At 72.2% G+C, this 14,004-nt stretch carries 14 protein-coding genes; 6 read left to right on the forward strand and 8 right to left on the reverse strand.

The genetic code is table 11. The annotated features are described in order from the left end of the window. Positions 1-533: 533 nt before the first annotated feature. Positions 534-977 (reverse strand): NUDIX domain-containing protein, encoded by a 444-nt coding sequence (locus ACIA8F_RS29630; RefSeq protein WP_399383329.1) that lies wholly within the window; start codon positions 975-977, stop codon positions 534-536. Positions 978-1,025: 48 nt separating this feature from the next. Then, a complete protein-coding gene (locus tag ACIA8F_RS29635; protein WP_399383331.1) occupies positions 1,026-1,208 on the reverse strand; it encodes a hypothetical protein in 183 nt (60 codons plus the stop codon). Positions 1,209-1,257: 49 nt separating this feature from the next. Here ACIA8F_RS29635 and tsaD point away from each other — a divergent pair, with 49 nt between their 5' ends. Beyond that, positions 1,258-2,316, forward strand: coding sequence for a tRNA (adenosine(37)-N6)-threonylcarbamoyltransferase complex transferase subunit TsaD (gene tsaD / locus ACIA8F_RS29640; protein WP_399383450.1), 1,059 nt, complete (start codon positions 1,258-1,260; stop codon positions 2,314-2,316). 57 nt (positions 2,317-2,373) lie between these two features. On the opposite strand, the gene ACIA8F_RS29645 is transcribed toward tsaD, so the two are convergent. Further along, on the reverse strand, positions 2,374-3,096 hold the full coding sequence (locus tag ACIA8F_RS29645; RefSeq protein WP_399383333.1) for a DUF4232 domain-containing protein: 723 nt from the start codon (positions 3,094-3,096) through the stop codon (positions 2,374-2,376). A gap of 217 nt (positions 3,097-3,313) precedes the next feature. Here ACIA8F_RS29645 and ACIA8F_RS29650 point away from each other — a divergent pair, with 217 nt between their 5' ends. After that, positions 3,314-4,750: a helix-turn-helix domain-containing protein gene (locus tag ACIA8F_RS29650; RefSeq protein ID WP_399383335.1), complete on the forward strand. Its 1,437-nt coding sequence runs from the start codon at positions 3,314-3,316 to the stop codon at positions 4,748-4,750. 60 nt (positions 4,751-4,810) lie between these two features. Here ACIA8F_RS29650 and ACIA8F_RS29655 read toward each other — a convergent pair whose 3' ends face one another. Continuing rightward, positions 4,811-6,142 carry a YhgE/Pip domain-containing protein gene (locus ACIA8F_RS29655; protein ID WP_399383337.1) on the reverse strand — a complete coding sequence of 444 codons (1,332 nt, stop codon included), beginning with the start codon at positions 6,140-6,142 and terminating at the stop codon, positions 4,811-4,813. Between the two features lie 853 nt (positions 6,143-6,995). Here ACIA8F_RS29655 and ACIA8F_RS29660 point away from each other — a divergent pair. After that, positions 6,996-7,334, forward strand: a complete 339-nt coding sequence (locus ACIA8F_RS29660; RefSeq protein WP_399383339.1) for a MerR family transcriptional regulator — start codon at positions 6,996-6,998, stop codon at positions 7,332-7,334. Between the two features lie 103 nt (positions 7,335-7,437). Here ACIA8F_RS29660 and ACIA8F_RS29665 read toward each other — a convergent pair whose 3' ends face one another. The 4 genes from ACIA8F_RS29665 to ACIA8F_RS29680 are packed head-to-tail and all read right to left on the reverse strand — an operon-like array spanning position 7,438 to position 11,131. Further along, entirely contained in the window at positions 7,438-8,703 is a 1,266-nt protein-coding gene (locus tag ACIA8F_RS29665) for a cation:proton antiporter (RefSeq protein ID WP_399383341.1), read from the reverse strand. A gap of 58 nt (positions 8,704-8,761) precedes the next feature. Further along, positions 8,762-8,947: a hypothetical protein gene (locus ACIA8F_RS29670; RefSeq protein ID WP_399383343.1), complete on the reverse strand. Its 186-nt coding sequence runs from the start codon at positions 8,945-8,947 to the stop codon at positions 8,762-8,764. A gap of 52 nt (positions 8,948-8,999) precedes the next feature. After that, entirely contained in the window at positions 9,000-9,851 is an 852-nt protein-coding gene (locus tag ACIA8F_RS29675; RefSeq protein ID WP_399383345.1) for a class I SAM-dependent methyltransferase, read from the reverse strand. After that, a complete protein-coding gene (locus ACIA8F_RS29680) occupies positions 9,848-11,131 on the reverse strand; it encodes a cytochrome P450 (protein WP_399383347.1) in 1,284 nt (427 codons plus the stop codon). The genes ACIA8F_RS29675 and ACIA8F_RS29680 overlap by 4 nt, the downstream gene beginning before the upstream one ends. A gap of 448 nt (positions 11,132-11,579) precedes the next feature. Here ACIA8F_RS29680 and ACIA8F_RS29685 point away from each other — a divergent pair, with 448 nt between their 5' ends. From ACIA8F_RS29685 to ACIA8F_RS29695, 3 genes are all read left to right on the forward strand, one after another. Next, positions 11,580-11,960: a hypothetical protein gene (locus ACIA8F_RS29685; RefSeq protein ID WP_399383348.1), complete on the forward strand. Its 381-nt coding sequence runs from the start codon at positions 11,580-11,582 to the stop codon at positions 11,958-11,960. A gap of 45 nt (positions 11,961-12,005) precedes the next feature. Further along, positions 12,006-12,953, forward strand: coding sequence for an ABC transporter ATP-binding protein (locus tag ACIA8F_RS29690; protein ID WP_399383350.1), 948 nt, complete (start codon positions 12,006-12,008; stop codon positions 12,951-12,953). A gap of 152 nt (positions 12,954-13,105) precedes the next feature. After that, entirely contained in the window at positions 13,106-13,930 is an 825-nt protein-coding gene (locus ACIA8F_RS29695; RefSeq protein ID WP_399383351.1) for an ABC transporter permease, read from the forward strand. Positions 13,931-14,004: the final 74 nt, after the last annotated feature.

Genomic DNA, 14,004 nt, shown 5'->3' on the forward strand with positions numbered 1-14,004 from the left:
GACCGCGGCCGCATCCCCGACCGGACCCGGGACCGGGGTGCGGCCCCCGTACCGCCGGCAGACTCGGCGGGAGCTCCGGACCACAGCCGCACGCATGAGCTCGTCGCCACCGGCCTGTGGTCGGGGGCTTCATCGCGGAGATCGCCCGCCCCGTCTGTCTGATCGGTTGCGGGCGCAAGCCCCGACTCGGACGTCTGCCCACAACGACAACTCGCAGGAGCTCCGGGCGACTCGCGGCCCTGTGGGGCGCCAAAGCGAAGGGCGTGCCCCAACCGTGCCCTTAAGGACGGTCAACAGCGGTCAGGACCGGTTCGGGAGGCGACCCCGGAGGGCGCACGGCAGGGCGCGTTTGTGCAGGTCAGGACCCATGCGGAGGCGTTCCGCGCAGTAGATTCCCAAGCTTGTGGCGCGGGTTCGATTCCTGTCATCCGCTCAGACACGAAGCACCAGGTCAGCGACCTGGGGCTTCGTCGTTGTCTTGGCCTCTCAGGGCTCGCGTGCCGTTCGCGTGCCATGAGTCCCCTCACAGGGCGTCAGATTGAGGCCGCGCCTCCGGACCCGAGCGTGCCGGAGGCGATGGATCGCCGTAGGGCGTGGGCGATCTCCTTGGGCCTGAGGTTGATGCGGTCGAGCGCCTGCGCTGTCAGGGGGATCTCCTCCAGGGCGTATTCGCCGCGGCCCTCGGCGCTGAACTCGGGGCCGGTGCGGTCGTCGAAGAACCACGTCGTGATGCGGGCGAGGTAGAAGAGCTGGCGTTCGTCGTCGGACTCCATCGTGTGCAGGAGGCGGACGATGTCCGCCTTTCCCGCGATCTCCTCGTGGATCTCCCGGTGGAGGGCGGCCTCCCGGGAGGCGTCGCCCTCCTCGACCCCGCCGCCGGGCAGCACCCAGTACTCGGGGATCCCGGGCTTGGTGCGGCGGATGACCAGCATCGTGTCGTCCGCGGTGACGAGGACGGCTCGGACTCGTTCGATCATGTTGGGCTGTCTCCTTGGTCGTTGATGCTCAGCAAGGAAGGATGCCCGTCACTTCGGGTGGCCGGCGGTGGCGCGGAGCAGGTCGTACTGCTCGGTGGGCAGTGCGTCGCAGGAACGGTGTTGATGCTCCACGACGCTGCGTGCGTTCGGGGCCGCCGTGTCGACGGTCGCGCCCGGCTCATCGGGACCGGTGGCCGTAGCGGGCTCGGTGCGGCGTACCTTATTGCACATAGGTTGCAACTAGTGGGCGTGTGCGAAAGGGGCTCCTGTGGGCTCTCCTGTGGTGCTGGGCATCGAGTCGTCGTGTGACGAGACCGGTGCCGGGATCGTGTCCGGTGGGCGGCTGCTCGCGCACGTGGTGGCGTCGAGCATGGACGAGCACGCGCGGTTCGGCGGGGTCGTGCCGGAGATCGCCGCCCGCGCCCACCTCCAGGCCTTCAACCCGGTCGTGCGCGAGGCCCTGGACCAGGCGGGGCTGCGGATCTCGGACCTCGATGCCGTCGCGGTCACCACCGGACCGGGTCTGTCGGGCGCGCTCCAGGTGGGCCTGGCCGGGGCGAAGACCCTGGCCTACGCGGCCGGCGTCCCGCTGTACGGGGTGCACCACCTCGCCGGGCACGTCGCCGCCGACACCCTGGAGCACGGGCCGCTGCCCGATCCCTGCATGGTGCTGATCGTCTCGGGCGGCCACACCTCGCTGCTCTTCGTACGGGACCTCGTGCGCGACCCGATCCTGCACCTCGGCGACACCGTCGACGACGCCGCCGGGGAGTGCTTCGACAAGGTGGCCCGCGTCTTCGGCCTGCCCTATCCCGGCGGGCCCGCCATCGACCGGGCCGCGCGCACGGGCAACGGCTGTGCGGTGGCGTTCCCCCGCCCCCTCACCCGTCCCGGTGATGCGCCGTACGCCTTCTCCTTCTCCGGCCTCAAGACCGCCGCCGCCCGCTGGGCCGAGCAGCACCGCATCCGCGGCGAGGAGATCCCCCTCGCCGACGGCGCCGCCTCCCTCCAGGAGGCCGTGGCCGACGTACTGACCCGCAAGGCCCTGGCCGCCTGCAAGGAGTACGAGGTGCGCACCCTCGTCGTGGTGGGCGGAGTGGCCGCCAACTCCCGGGTGCGGGCCCTGGCCGAAGAGCGGTGCGCGGCCGCGGGCGTGGAGTTGCGGGTGCCGCCACTGACCCTGTGCACCGACAACGGGGCGATGATCGCCGCCGTCGGCGACCTCCTGGTCCGGGCGGGCTCGGCTCCGGCGCAGCTCGACGTCTCCATCGATCCGTCGGCCCCGCTGGAGTACGCGGCCCTGCACCCCGTCGCCCGAACCGCCGCGAGAGTCCCGTGACCGGCACGGTGGGGATTCCCGGTGGACCGCCGGCCTCCGGACCGCCGAGGGGGCGGTTCAGAAGGCGGTCAGGGCGTCGTGGGTGTTGGTGCGGTACAGGCCGACCTTCGGGTGGGTGACGCTGCCCGGCTTGGCCAGCTTGAGGCTGACGCCGTCCGCGTTCGGCATGTGCTCCTGGTCGGCCAGGATGTTGATCTCGTCGGCTACGGGGCCGTTGGCGCCCGTCGGGTCGAGGTTGACGGCCGCGTACGCGGTGGCGCCGGGGCGCACCGGGTAGGCCGGGGCGCCGCCCAGACCGCCGGGGGGAGTGGCCTGGACGCCGAGGGCGGTGCCCTTGGCGCTGAAGCCGACGGTGGGGAAGTAGTCCAGGCCGCAGGAGGTGGAGCCGTTGTTGGTCACGGTGATGATGCGGACGGTGGCCGGGGTGCCCGTCGGGGACGTGGCCTTGACGGTCAGGTTCCGTGCCGAGCAGGGGTGGGTGTAGGCGTAGGAGTCGCCGGTGGTGTCCCCCGTGCCCTTGGTGCCCGAACCGGCCTTCGCGGGGACGGCCGTGGCCGTGCCGGTTCCGGTGGCCTTGCCGGCGGACGGGGCGGCGGCGGTCTCCCCGGACGGCGTCGCGGTCCCGGGCGGGACCTGCTGGTCGGCGCTCTTGGCCGCGGCGGGGTTCGCGGTCGGTCCGCCGGCGCTGTCCGAGCCGCCGCAGGCGGTCAGGGCCAGGGCGAGGCCGGCGGTGACGGTGGCGGTGGCCAGGGCGGTGGTGCGGAGTCGGTAGGTGCGCATGGAACTCTCCCTGTGGGTGTGGGTGGGTGGGGACCCTCCCGTTGCGGCCGCCGGTCCGGTGGGCGGATTCGGCGGGCTGATGGCGCAACTGTGGGGGCGGTTTCGTTCCAGTGGCGGCCGGGCCGGGATAGTAGGAACCCTGTAACGCTCCCGGCCCCTCTGACCTGGGCGATCGGGCGAGCCTGGAACGTGCTTCCGGGATGAGGGGGAGGGTGGAATGGCCACGGAGACGGAGACCGAGCGGTTCGCGGAGCTGATGCGCGGGTTCAAGGAGCGCTCGGGGCGCAGCTACGGCACGCTCGCGAAGCGTCTGCACTCCAGCAACTCGACGCTGCACCGCTATTGCAGCGGCGCGGCGGTGCCGACGGAGTACGCCCCGGTGGAGCGGTTCGCCCGGGTCTGCGGTGCCTCGGCCGACGAACTGGTCGCGCTGCACCGGCAGTGGCTGCTGGCGCTGGTGGAACGGCGGCGGGGAGCGGCGGAGGGGCAGGCCCCGGGGACGGGGGCGGCGGACCCCGCGGCGCCGCGGAGCGGTGATGCCGCGCCGGAGGTGCCGCCTGCACCGGCAGCACCGGCTGCACCGGCCGGGTTGGTGGGGGTGGCGGACGGGGAGCCGCAGCCGGAGGCCGGGTCCGCCCCGGTGCCCACCTCCGCGTCGGCGCCGGCGGCGGAGGTACCCGCCGATGCCCCCGCCGCGCTGGTCGGGCCGGGCCGCGCCGGGGACTCCGTACCGGGGGCCCGGCGTCGTCGGCTGCTGCTCGCCGTCGCGGCCGCCGTGGCCACCGCCGCGGTGGCGGGGACCGCCGCCGCCGTCTCCGCCATGGGAGACACCGGTCACGGGGACACGCACCGCGCCGCCGCCCGGCAGTCCTCGCGCGAGCCGGTGGCGGCGGGCCCGGCCCTCCCGTCCGGCGGGTCGCCGTCGCCCACGCCCGGCGCCGGTTCCGTACCGCCGTCCGGCCCCGGACCGTCGTCCCCCTCGGCGGCGTCCGCGTCCTCCTCGCCGGCCACCGCCAAGGAGGGGGGCTCCGCCGCCGCCCCGTTCACGGTCAACGTCCTGCCCGACAACTGGGACAGCCCCTGCGACCAGTGGTTCGCCCTGGACAAGGCACCCGGCACGGTCCCCCCGCCCCCGGCCGGGCAGGCGACCGAAGGGTGGGCCCGCGCCCTGAACGCCGTCCCGGCGGGGCACTTGCGCATGCAGCTGACCGTCCAGGGCACCGAGGCCAAGGCCGCGGTCCTGCACGCGCTGTACGTCCATGTCGTGAGCGGCCGCAAGGCTCCCGGCTGGAACGCCTACACCATGGGCTCCGGGTGCGGCGGCGCGCTGGTGCCGGCGTCCTTCGCCGTGGACCTGGACAAGGCCTCCCCGAGGGCCAGGCCCGTACCCGGCAAGGAGGGCGAGCGTCCGACGGCCTCGACCGACTTCCCGTACAAGGTCTCCACCACCGACCCCCAGGTGCTGAACGTCGACGCCGCCACGCTCGGTCAGGACGTCAGCTGGTACCTGGAGCTGGCCTGGAGCAGCGGTGACCGCAAGGGCACCACCCGCATCGACGACCACGGCCGCCCGTTCCGCACGGTCGCCCTGAACCCCGGCCACGGCTACTGGTACAACGAGAACGGCAACGCCTGGCTGCCGTACACGCAATGACGGACTCCTTGCGGCCACGGCGGACACCGTGAAGGGCCGCCTGCGCAGCCGGCGGAAGGGTCAGGGAGCCGGGGTCGGGCCCGGGGCCGGGGTGGGGACCATGCGGCGCAGTCCCTTGCGGTCGTAGTAGGTGGTGGCGGCCCAGCCCAGGAGGACGGCTACCGCGATGCCCAGGGCGATCATGAGCCAGGCGCGGGTGAGGCCGGCGTCGGCGCGGGCGTCGAAGTAGAGGATCGAGCGGACGCCGCCGCTGAGTTGCCGCATGGGTTCGAAGACGGCGAGCCAGCGGTAGAAGCCGGGCAGGGCCTCCAGGGGGACGGTGGCGCCGGAGGAGGGCAGGGCCATGACGATGAAGACGAACATGCTGACCAGCTGGCCGAGGCTGCCGAAGGTGGCGTTGATCGCCTGGACTCCGAGGCCGACCGTGGCGCTGGTGGCGAAGGAGAACACCCACAGCAGCCACAGGTGCGAGGCGTCCATGCCGATCAGCGTGATGCACGTGAACATGATCAGCGTGGAGGTGAGCGCGGCCAGCGCCACCGACATCGCGGATTTCACCAGCAGGGTGCGCCGGCGGTCGATGGGTACGGTGGGCCGGCGGCTGTGCCAGGGGCCGATCTCGCCGTCCGCGTAGCCGAGGGCCACGTCCACGCCGTTGCCGATGATGTTCCCGCCCAGGAAGCCGGCCATGACCAGCAGGAGCGAGTAGTAGAAGGCCGTCAGGCCCAGTCCGCTGTGGGCGCCGAGCGGGCGGCCCGGCCGCACGTCGACGTGCAGCGGGTCGGAGAGCATCAGCTGCTCGGCCGTGGTGGCGGAGCCTTGCGGCTTGGCCGCGGCGGCCGCGGTGAGGTCCTTGCCCACCTGGGTGGAAGCCCGGTGGGCGGCGCCCTGGGCGAGGGTGGAGGCGAACCCGGAGGCCAGGCTGCCCACGCCCGGGTTGGTCAGCACCTCCAGGGTCGGCCGGACCGGATCGCTTCCGGCGGCGGTACCGAGGCTGAGGACGGCGGCCGTGAATCCCTCGGGGACGACCAGGGTGCCGTAGAGCTTGCCCGAGGCCATCTGCTCGCGCGCGGCGGCCGCGTCCAGCAGCCGCCAGGACGCCTGCGGTACGGCGGCGCGGGGGTCCGCGATGCCTTCGGTGATCGAGGCGCCCAGGTTCTGGTGCTTGCCGGCCACGTCCGCTCCGCGGTCGGCGTTGACGAGGCCGATGGGCACGTCGCGGAGGTGTCCGTTGGGGTTGGCCACGCCTCCCATGTAGAGCAGCGAGAGGCCCACGACCACCAGCGAGACCAGGATCGTGGGGAACGTCCAGATCCGCGGATTGCGCAGTACCCGCCCTGCCGTCACCCGCCCCGGGGACGTCGGCGCGCGGTCGGTATCGGGCTCGGTCATGTCTCTCCCAGGTCAGCAGCACCATTGCCCCCCGACCGCGCAACCATACGATTCGCCCTGGTTTGTCCGTTGTTACGGCACCCCGGGGCTTGGGGTCGGGCGTGGCGCGCCGATTACCTGCTCCTCGACCGCACGAAAATCTATTGCGGTCGGAGTAGACATTGGGTGGTGGTGTGGCTATGGTTTCTCTCGTAGCCCAGAGAGACAGCAGGGCCTGGCAGAGACGAACTGCCGGGCAGCAGTGCAAGTACGAATAGATGCAGTACGAGCAGATGCAGTACGAGTAGTTGCAGTTCGGCAGGGCGGTGCGGCCGTGGAGTGTCGAAGCCAGAGCAGGTGCAGGACGGCGACGGGACTGACGACCGGACCGGGCGGCCCGCAGTGATCAGGGGCGGCCGGGAGCAGTACCGCGTTGACGCGGGAGCAGTACCCGTGAATGCAGTGCGCAGTACCCCAGCAGTGAAGTCAGTGAGAGCAGCACCTCGGTGAAGGCGTCGGCTGCGGACGCGCGCACCGGGAGGTTCGGCAGTGGGGTTCCAAGCCAGAGCAGACGCACGACGGGCAACGGGGCTGGCTGCCGAAGGAAAGTGATCGCCGAGGGAAGAACGGAGGGGCAGAGCACCATCAGGATCGCCCGGGCGGAAGTCCGAGTCCGGGTACCGCAGGACATCGATAGTGAGGTGGTCTCCGGTCAAGCAACCGCGATCCCCGCACTCCCGGCAGCATCTGGGCCGGGTCGGCGGAATCACAGGGTCGGCGCAGTAACAGGGCCGACAGATGGTGTAGTAGTTCCTTCGGGGCCCTGGTGCCATAGGCACCAGGGCCCCTCCACGCGTTCCACGAGAGAGGTTCAATGACAGCAGACGACTCGTTCGGCCGTCTCGACGACGACGACTACCCCGCCTACACCATGGGCCGGGCCGCCGAAATGCTCGGCACCACGCAGGGCTTCCTCCGCGCCATCGGCGAAGCCCGCCTCATCACCCCGCTCCGCTCCGCCGGCGGCCACCGGCGCTACTCCCGCTACCAGCTGCGCATCGCCGCCCGAGCCCGCGAACTCGTCGACCAGGGCACACCCATCGAGTCGGCCTGCCGCATCGTCATCCTCGAGGACCAGCTCGAAGAAGCCCAGCGCATCCATGCCGAGTACCGCCGCGCCGCGGAAGCGTCCACACCGACGGACTCGGCCTGAGGCGAAGGCATCGTCCGCGACGGTGATCCCGCGACCGCAACACCCCGAGCAGGAACCCCGCCTCAGTGGAGCCGTCCACCCGCACCGCTGAGGCGGTGGCGGTTCAGCGGGTGGCGGTCGCGGGGTGCGGGGTGTCCGCTGCCGGGGCCGACGGGGCCGCGAGCTTGAGCAGGGGGGCCGTCATCAGGGTGGTGATCAGGGCGACCGCGGTAAGGGCAGCGAGCAGCGGGCCGTCGATGATGCCCGCCTCGTGGCCGATCTGCAGGACGACCAGCTCGGTCAGTCCGCGGGTGTTGAGCAGGATGCCCAGGGTGAACGACTCGCGCCAGGGCAGGCCCGCGTAGCGCGCGGCCAGACCCGCGCCGCCGATCTTTCCGAGGACGGCCACGGCCAGCAGGGCCGGCAGGACCAGCCCGCCGCCCGAGGAGAGGTCCAGGGCCGACAGGTCGACACCGAGGCCGAAGCCCAGGAAGAAGAAGGGCAGCAGGACGGTCTTGGAGGTGGTGGCCAGCGGCTCGGCGGCGGCGGTGGCGAACGGGTTGCCGGCCGGCCAGACCAGGCCCACGAGGAACGCGCCGATGAGCTGGTGCACGCCCAGGGCGGCGGTCAGCGCCGCGGAGGCGGCGATCGCGATGACGAGCAGGACCCGGAGGGTGGCGAGGTCGGTGCTCTCGCCCCTGCGCGCGAACCACCGGGCCGCCGCCCGGCGCACCGGCCCCAGGTAGACGGCGACGACGGCCACCACGATCAGCGCGCGTACGGCCGCGTCCCGGTCGTCCGAGCCCTGGGACAGCGCGAGGACCGCCGAAAGCGCCAGCCAGCTGCCGCCGTCACCGACGGCGGCGGCGAACAGGCTGAGCCGGCCGGGTCGGGTGCGGGAGAGGTCCAGGTCCTCCAGCATGCGGGCCAGCACCGGGAACGCCGTGATGCTGATCGCGCATCCGATGAACAGGACGAAGACGGACTGCGGCATGCCCGCGGGCGTGTAGCGGTCCGCCAGCGGCAGGGCGGCCAGGGCGCCGAGGGCGAACGGGACGAACAGGGAGGCCTGGCTGACCAGCAGGCCTTCCCGGGCCGTGCCCCGCACCCGCATCGAGCAGAGCTCCTGCCCGGCGAAGAACATGAACACCGCCAGGCCGATCTGCGCGAGCCCGGAGAACATGGGCAGCACGGCCGCCGGGAACAGCCATGCCGCCGCCTCGGGGGCGAGCGCGCCCAGGAGCGAGGGTCCCAGCGCGATGCCGGCGGCCACCTCGCCCATCACGCGCGGCTGGCCCACCCGGACGGCCAGACCGCCGGCGGCCCGGGCCAGGGCGAGGACGGCGGCCGCGGCGAGGAAGAAGTGGCCGACGGTGTCGAGAGGAAACATGCGGTTCTTCCGTTCTGCCGTTGTGCCGTTCTCAAGTTGTGCCGTTGGGCCAGGTCGGTCAGTGCCGCGGGCGGCGGCCCAGGGCGATGCCGGCGAACAGGAAGACGACGCCGAGGGTGCCGGCGATGACGGCCGCGGTGGTCTGGGCGGGCTGGTCGCTGGCGTGCATGACGGCCGTCACGACGCCCATCACGCCGCTGATGTAGCAGAAGATCGTCAGGAAGATCTTGAGGCTCGGGTTCATGGGGGGTGGGTCCAATCGGATCGGATCGGGCCGGCCGGGCGGGCGGGCCGGGTCAGTGGGGGGCGGTTCCCGTGGCGGTGAAGCCGAGCAGCATCACGTAGGCGTCCGGGTCGGTGCGGAAGCGGTTCCAGCGGTCGGCGGCCAGCGCGAACTCGCCCAGGCTCACCACCCCGGAGGCCACGAGGGGCTGAAGGCGGCCGGGTCCCAGGTGCGGGGCGAAGGCCTCGACGGGGTGGTCGTCGTTGGTGGTGGCGAACGGACGCAGGGCCACGTCCTCGCAGCCCGCGCCGCGCAGCAGCCGGGTCAGGCGGCGGCCCAGCGTCCGGTCGCCGCCCGCCAGCGTCTGGGCCCGGGCCAGCTTGCCGTGGATCCCGGCCAGTTCGGGGTACGAGGGCTCGGCCAGGCCCCAGCAGGAGGCGTCGACCTCGGTCACGGCGATCCGCCCCCCGGGCCGCAGCACGCGCAGCGCCTCGGCCAGTACGGCCTGCGGGTCGGCCAGGTGCTGGAGTACGTAGCGCAGCAGCACGAAGCCGGCCGAGTCGTCGGGGAGCGGCAGGGCCGCGCCGTCGGCGACGAGGAGTTCGGCTCCGCAGCCGGCGGCATGGGCCAGCAGGTCGCCGTCGATGTCCACGGCGGTGTGGGCGAGCCCGGGCAGCGCGGCGCGCAGCCTGCGGGTGACCGCCCCGGAGCCGGCGCCGATCTCGACGAACGGGCCGGCGTGCGCGTCCAGGCCCGCCTCGCGCAGGATGCGCAGCTCGGCGTCGAACGACAGCTCGGCCTGGGCCTCCAGCCGGGCCAGTTCGCCGGTGAGCCCGCCGGCCGTGGTGGCGGCGGGATCGTAGGAGCCGCCGACGGGGCGGGTACCGGTCACAGGGGTCGTGCCGGTCACAGGGGTCGTGGTCATCGGGGCCTCGCCGTCATCCGCATGCCGTGCTTGGGGCGCAGGGTCACCAGGGCCTCCGGCTCCACCGGGAAGCCCGGCTCCAGTTCGAGGCGGGTCGCGCGCATCAGGACGGCCAGCACCAGCGTGGCCTCGATCAGGGCCAGGTGCTGGCCGATGCAGATGCGCTCGCCCCCGCCGAAGGGCAGGTAGAGGTGGCTGGGCAGGTCGGCGTCCGCGAAGCGGTCGGGTACGTACGCATCGGGCCGGTCCCAGTAGTCGGGGTGCCGGTGCAGCACCCACTGGCTGACGCACACCAGCGTCCCGGCGGGGATCTCGTAACCGCCCACGGTGTCGGGGCCCTTGGCGCGCCGGGAGATCAGCCACACCGGCGGGTAGAGGCGCATGGCCTCCTCGATGGCGCGCCGGCAGTGCACCAGGTCGGGCAGGTCCGCCGCGGTGGGCGTGCGGTCCCCGAGGACCGCGTCGAGCTCCGCCCGGACCTTCCGCGCCTCCTGCGGATGCCGGTCGAGCAGGTACAGGGTCCACGTCAGGGCCTTGGCCGTGGTCTCGTGGCCCGCCATGACCAGGGTGAGCACCTGGTCGCGCAGTTCCTCGTCGTCCAGCTCGCCGATCATCGCGTCGAGCAGGGACGCGGACCCGTGGGCCGCGGGCTGTGCGCCGGCGAGCGACCGCCGGGAGGCGATGACGGTGCGGGAGACCATCTGGAGGAACATGCGGGCCTGTACGTATCCCTTGCGGCGCAGCGCCGTGTCCGCGGGGTCCGGGTCGGGGGTCGGTACGTAGTGCCCCATGAAGCGGTTGGCGGCGTCGACGGCGCGCCCGAAGCCCTCGCCGGCCGCGCCCAGGTCCACGCCGAGTACGGCGCGGGTGAGGATCGCCAGGGTCAGCGAGGTCAGGTGGTGTTCGACGGGGAGGGCGCTGCCGTCGCGCACGGCCGGCTCCCAGCGCGCCAGGAGGGCTTCGGTCTCCTCGGTGATGATGCGGTCGAAGGTGGCGACCTCGGTGCGCCGGAAGGCGGGGGCGCACTGCTTGCGCTGGCGGGCCCAGTCGGCTCCGTTGCTGGTCAGCAGCCCGTTGCCGAGGAGGGGGCGGAGCATCGCGTCGTCGGGGGTGCCGGCCTTGGTGTAGTTGGCGGTGTTGTCCTTCAGTACGTGCCTGGCCAGCTCGGGCCGGTGCAGCATGACCACCCGCTCGCCGTCTCCGACGTGGCTGGTGATGTCGCCGTAGCGACGGTTCATTCCGGTCACGAAGGCCAGTGGGTCGGCACGCATGAGTGCCATGTCCACAGGGGTGTCCGGCCCCGGTGGGACGGTGCCCGCCGGTGCGGTGGTGGCTGTCACGTGAACCTCCGTGGATGGCTTGATCCGATGTACGTACGCCCTCTACGCAATCCGGTCCCGCGCTACGTACCGACTGTCGGCAATTCCGTAATCACCGTGGTCATTACCCCGGTTCCGCTCCCGGCAGGCGCCGTACGGCGTCCCGCGTGAGAGCATGCCTACGCACGTAGGGCAACGGGCCTGCATGCGCGGGTGGTTGGGTCACAGTAACTCCCCGGAAGAATAGGCTCAATGCTTATTGAGAGCGGCCGGATACTCATCGGCCGGGGGCCTTCGGATTACGTTGCATTGCGTCTTGGCCGGGCGGTTCCACCGTGTGAATCTTGTGTTGTCGCCGACACAAAGACCGCTTCGAATCCGCAGCAATCGCATGGAATGGAGAGTCCACATGGCACTCGACCCGCAGCAGCGCGCTGAGTTCGTGAACTCCTACACCCGGGTTCTCATCAGCGCCTGGTCCGACGAGGCGTTCTCCGCCAAGCTCGCCAACGAGCCGCGGACCGCGCTCGCCGAAGCCGGCCTCGAACTCCCCGCCGATGCCGAGGTCGTCATCGTCACCCAGGCCCCCGACGGCCACGAGCAGGGCAACCTGGACGTGCAGGTCGACCTGTGGGAGACGGGTCTGGCGACCGGTCGCTACGAGTTCCACATCCCCGCGACCCCGACGGTCGACGCTGTCGAGCTCAGCGAGGGCGACCTGTCCGACGTCGCCGCCGGTGTGCTCGACGCCTGCAACTACTGCTGCTGCCCCTGCTGCTGCTGCACCTGAGCAGCACGGGCGCTCGCATCCATTCCCCCTTCGCTGGAGCGTCACATGCCCTCTGCGCCGCCGGCACATCCCGTTTCCGTACGCGGACTTTCCAAGCGCTACGGTGACGTCCAAGCCGTTCGCGACCTCAGCCTCGATATTCATCGCGGCGAAGTCTTCGCACTGCTCGGACCCAATGGCGCCGGCAAGACCACGACCGTCGACATTCTGACGGGAGTACAGAGACGCACCGGTGGAGACGTGCGGGTCCTCGGCCGTGATCCGGCCGAGGACCCGCGGGAATGGCGGGCGAGAATAGGCGTGGTACCGCAGACGGCGGGCGCCTATTCCGATCTGACCGTAAAAGAAGTCGTCACGCATTTCGCCGCCATGTACCCGGCCCCGCTGCCGGTCGGCGAGGTGCTGGGCATGGTGGGGCTCGGCTCGCTCCAGTCCCGCCAGGCCTCCGCGCTGTCCGGCGGCCAGCAGCGCCGGCTGGACGTCGCGGTCGGCGTCGTCGGCGATCCCGAACTGATCTTCCTGGACGAGCCGACCACCGGACTGGACCCGGTGGCCCGCCGCGAGGCGTGGGAACTCGTCCGGTACTTCGCCGACCGCGGCCGTACGACCGTCCTGACCACGCACTACCTCGACGAGGCGGAGGAACTGGCCCAGCGGGCCGGCGTCGTGGTGGGCGGCCGGCTCGTCGAGTACGGGCCGCTGGCCTCCTTCGGCGGCCGCGACCAGACCCCCTCCACCATCTCGTTCCGCCGGGGCGAAGCCCTGGCCGGCGTCGCACTGCCCGCGCTGCCGCCGGGCACGGAGGTCATGCCGTCCGGTCCGGGGACCGTGACGCTGCGCACCGCCGCGCCCTCGCACGCGCTGGCCCTGCTGCTGCCCTGGGCCCGCGAGGCGGGCTCGCTGGAACTCGCGGACCTGCGCGTGCACCGGCCCACCCTCGAAGAGATCTACCTGAATCTGATCGACAGGGAGAGCAGGGAGACCGCCGCATGACCGCGACCGTGCCCGTGCCCGAAACCAGCACCTCGTTACCGGAGTCCCCCGGCGACGCGGCGGCCCGCCCGGCCGCATCCGGGCCCGCATCCGCGGCGGCTTCCGGGCCCGCTTCCGCGGCTGCATCCGCAGCTGCATCCGCGGCTGCCTCCATGCCCGCACGCCCTGCCGCGCGCGGTGCGCGCGGCTACGCGCGGGCCTGCGCGGCACGTTCGTCCGTCGAACTGAGGGCGTTCTTCCGCAACAAGCAGTCCCTGGTGTTCACCCTCTTCTTCCCGGTGATCCTGCTCGTCGTCTTCGGCTCGATCTTCGAGGGGAAGGTCGAGGGCACCGACACGGACTTCCGGCAGGTCTTCATGGCCGGGGTCATCGCGGCGGGCGTCATGAGCACCGCGTTCTCCGGCCTGGCCATCAACGTGGCCATCGAGCGGGACACCGGAACCATCCGCCGCCTGGCCCTGACACCGATGCCCAAGTCGGCGTACTTCGTGGGCAAACTCGTCCGCGTGGTGGTCACCACCGTGCTGGAGACGGCCCTGCTCATCGGCATCGCCGTGACCGCGTTCGGACTGCCCCTGCCGCAGACCGCCGAGCGGTGGAGCACCCTCGCGTGGTGCCTCGCCCTGGGCACCGCGGCCTGCGCGCTGGCCGGCACCGCCTACAGCGCGCTGATCCCCAACAGCCGGTCCGCCGCGGCCGTGGTGACGCCGGTCTTCATGGTGCTGCAGTTCATCTCGGGCGTGTTCTACCCGTTCGAGAACCTGCCGCTGTGGATGCAGAACACGGCCGCCCTGTTCCCCGTGAAGTGGATGGCGCAGGGCTTCCGTTCGGTGTTCCTGCCCGACTCCTTCACCGCCGTCGAGCCGGCCGGGTCCTGGGAGCTGGGCCGCATCGCCCTGGTCCTGGCGCTCTGGGCGGTCGGCGGCCTGCTGGCGACCGGGTTGACGTTCGACTGGCGCGGCCCGCGGGTGCGCTGAGCGGGCACCCCGGAAGAGCGGGCACCCCCGAGGTGCGGGCACCCCCGATGAGCGAGATGGCCGCCGTGATGAGG

Source organism: Streptomyces sp. NPDC051563, assembly GCF_044454225.1.
In the GTDB taxonomy this organism is placed as follows: Bacteria; Actinomycetota; Actinomycetes; order Streptomycetales; family Streptomycetaceae; genus Streptomyces.

What these genes read in the sequence shown, in the direction of transcription:
- ACIA8F_RS29630 (WP_399383329.1), bottom strand. Translation starts at nt 977, where the DNA reads ATGATCGAACGAGTCCGAGCCGTCCTCGTCACCGCGGACGACACGATG.
- ACIA8F_RS29635 (WP_399383331.1), bottom strand. Translation starts at nt 1,208, where the DNA reads ATGTGCAATAAGGTACGCCGCACCGAGCCCGCTACGGCCACCGGTCCC.
- ACIA8F_RS29675 (WP_399383345.1), bottom strand. Translation starts at nt 9,851, where the DNA reads ATGACCACGACCCCTGTGACCGGCACGACCCCTGTGACCGGTACCCGC.
- ACIA8F_RS29645 (WP_399383333.1), bottom strand. Translation starts at nt 3,096, where the DNA reads ATGCGCACCTACCGACTCCGCACCACCGCCCTGGCCACCGCCACCGTC.
- ACIA8F_RS29660 (WP_399383339.1), top strand. Translation starts at nt 6,996, where the DNA reads ATGACAGCAGACGACTCGTTCGGCCGTCTCGACGACGACGACTACCCC.
- ACIA8F_RS29690 (WP_399383350.1), top strand. Translation starts at nt 12,006, where the DNA reads ATGCCCTCTGCGCCGCCGGCACATCCCGTTTCCGTACGCGGACTTTCC.
- ACIA8F_RS29650 (WP_399383335.1), top strand. Translation starts at nt 3,314, where the DNA reads ATGGCCACGGAGACGGAGACCGAGCGGTTCGCGGAGCTGATGCGCGGG.
- ACIA8F_RS29665 (WP_399383341.1), bottom strand. Translation starts at nt 8,703, where the DNA reads ATGTTTCCTCTCGACACCGTCGGCCACTTCTTCCTCGCCGCGGCCGCC.
- ACIA8F_RS29685 (WP_399383348.1), top strand. Translation starts at nt 11,580, where the DNA reads ATGGCACTCGACCCGCAGCAGCGCGCTGAGTTCGTGAACTCCTACACC.
- ACIA8F_RS29670 (WP_399383343.1), bottom strand. Translation starts at nt 8,947, where the DNA reads ATGAACCCGAGCCTCAAGATCTTCCTGACGATCTTCTGCTACATCAGC.
- ACIA8F_RS29695 (WP_399383351.1), top strand. Translation starts at nt 13,106, where the DNA reads ATGCCCGCACGCCCTGCCGCGCGCGGTGCGCGCGGCTACGCGCGGGCC.
- ACIA8F_RS29680 (WP_399383347.1), bottom strand. Translation starts at nt 11,131, where the DNA reads ATGGCACTCATGCGTGCCGACCCACTGGCCTTCGTGACCGGAATGAAC.
- ACIA8F_RS29655 (WP_399383337.1), bottom strand. Translation starts at nt 6,142, where the DNA reads ATGACCGAGCCCGATACCGACCGCGCGCCGACGTCCCCGGGGCGGGTG.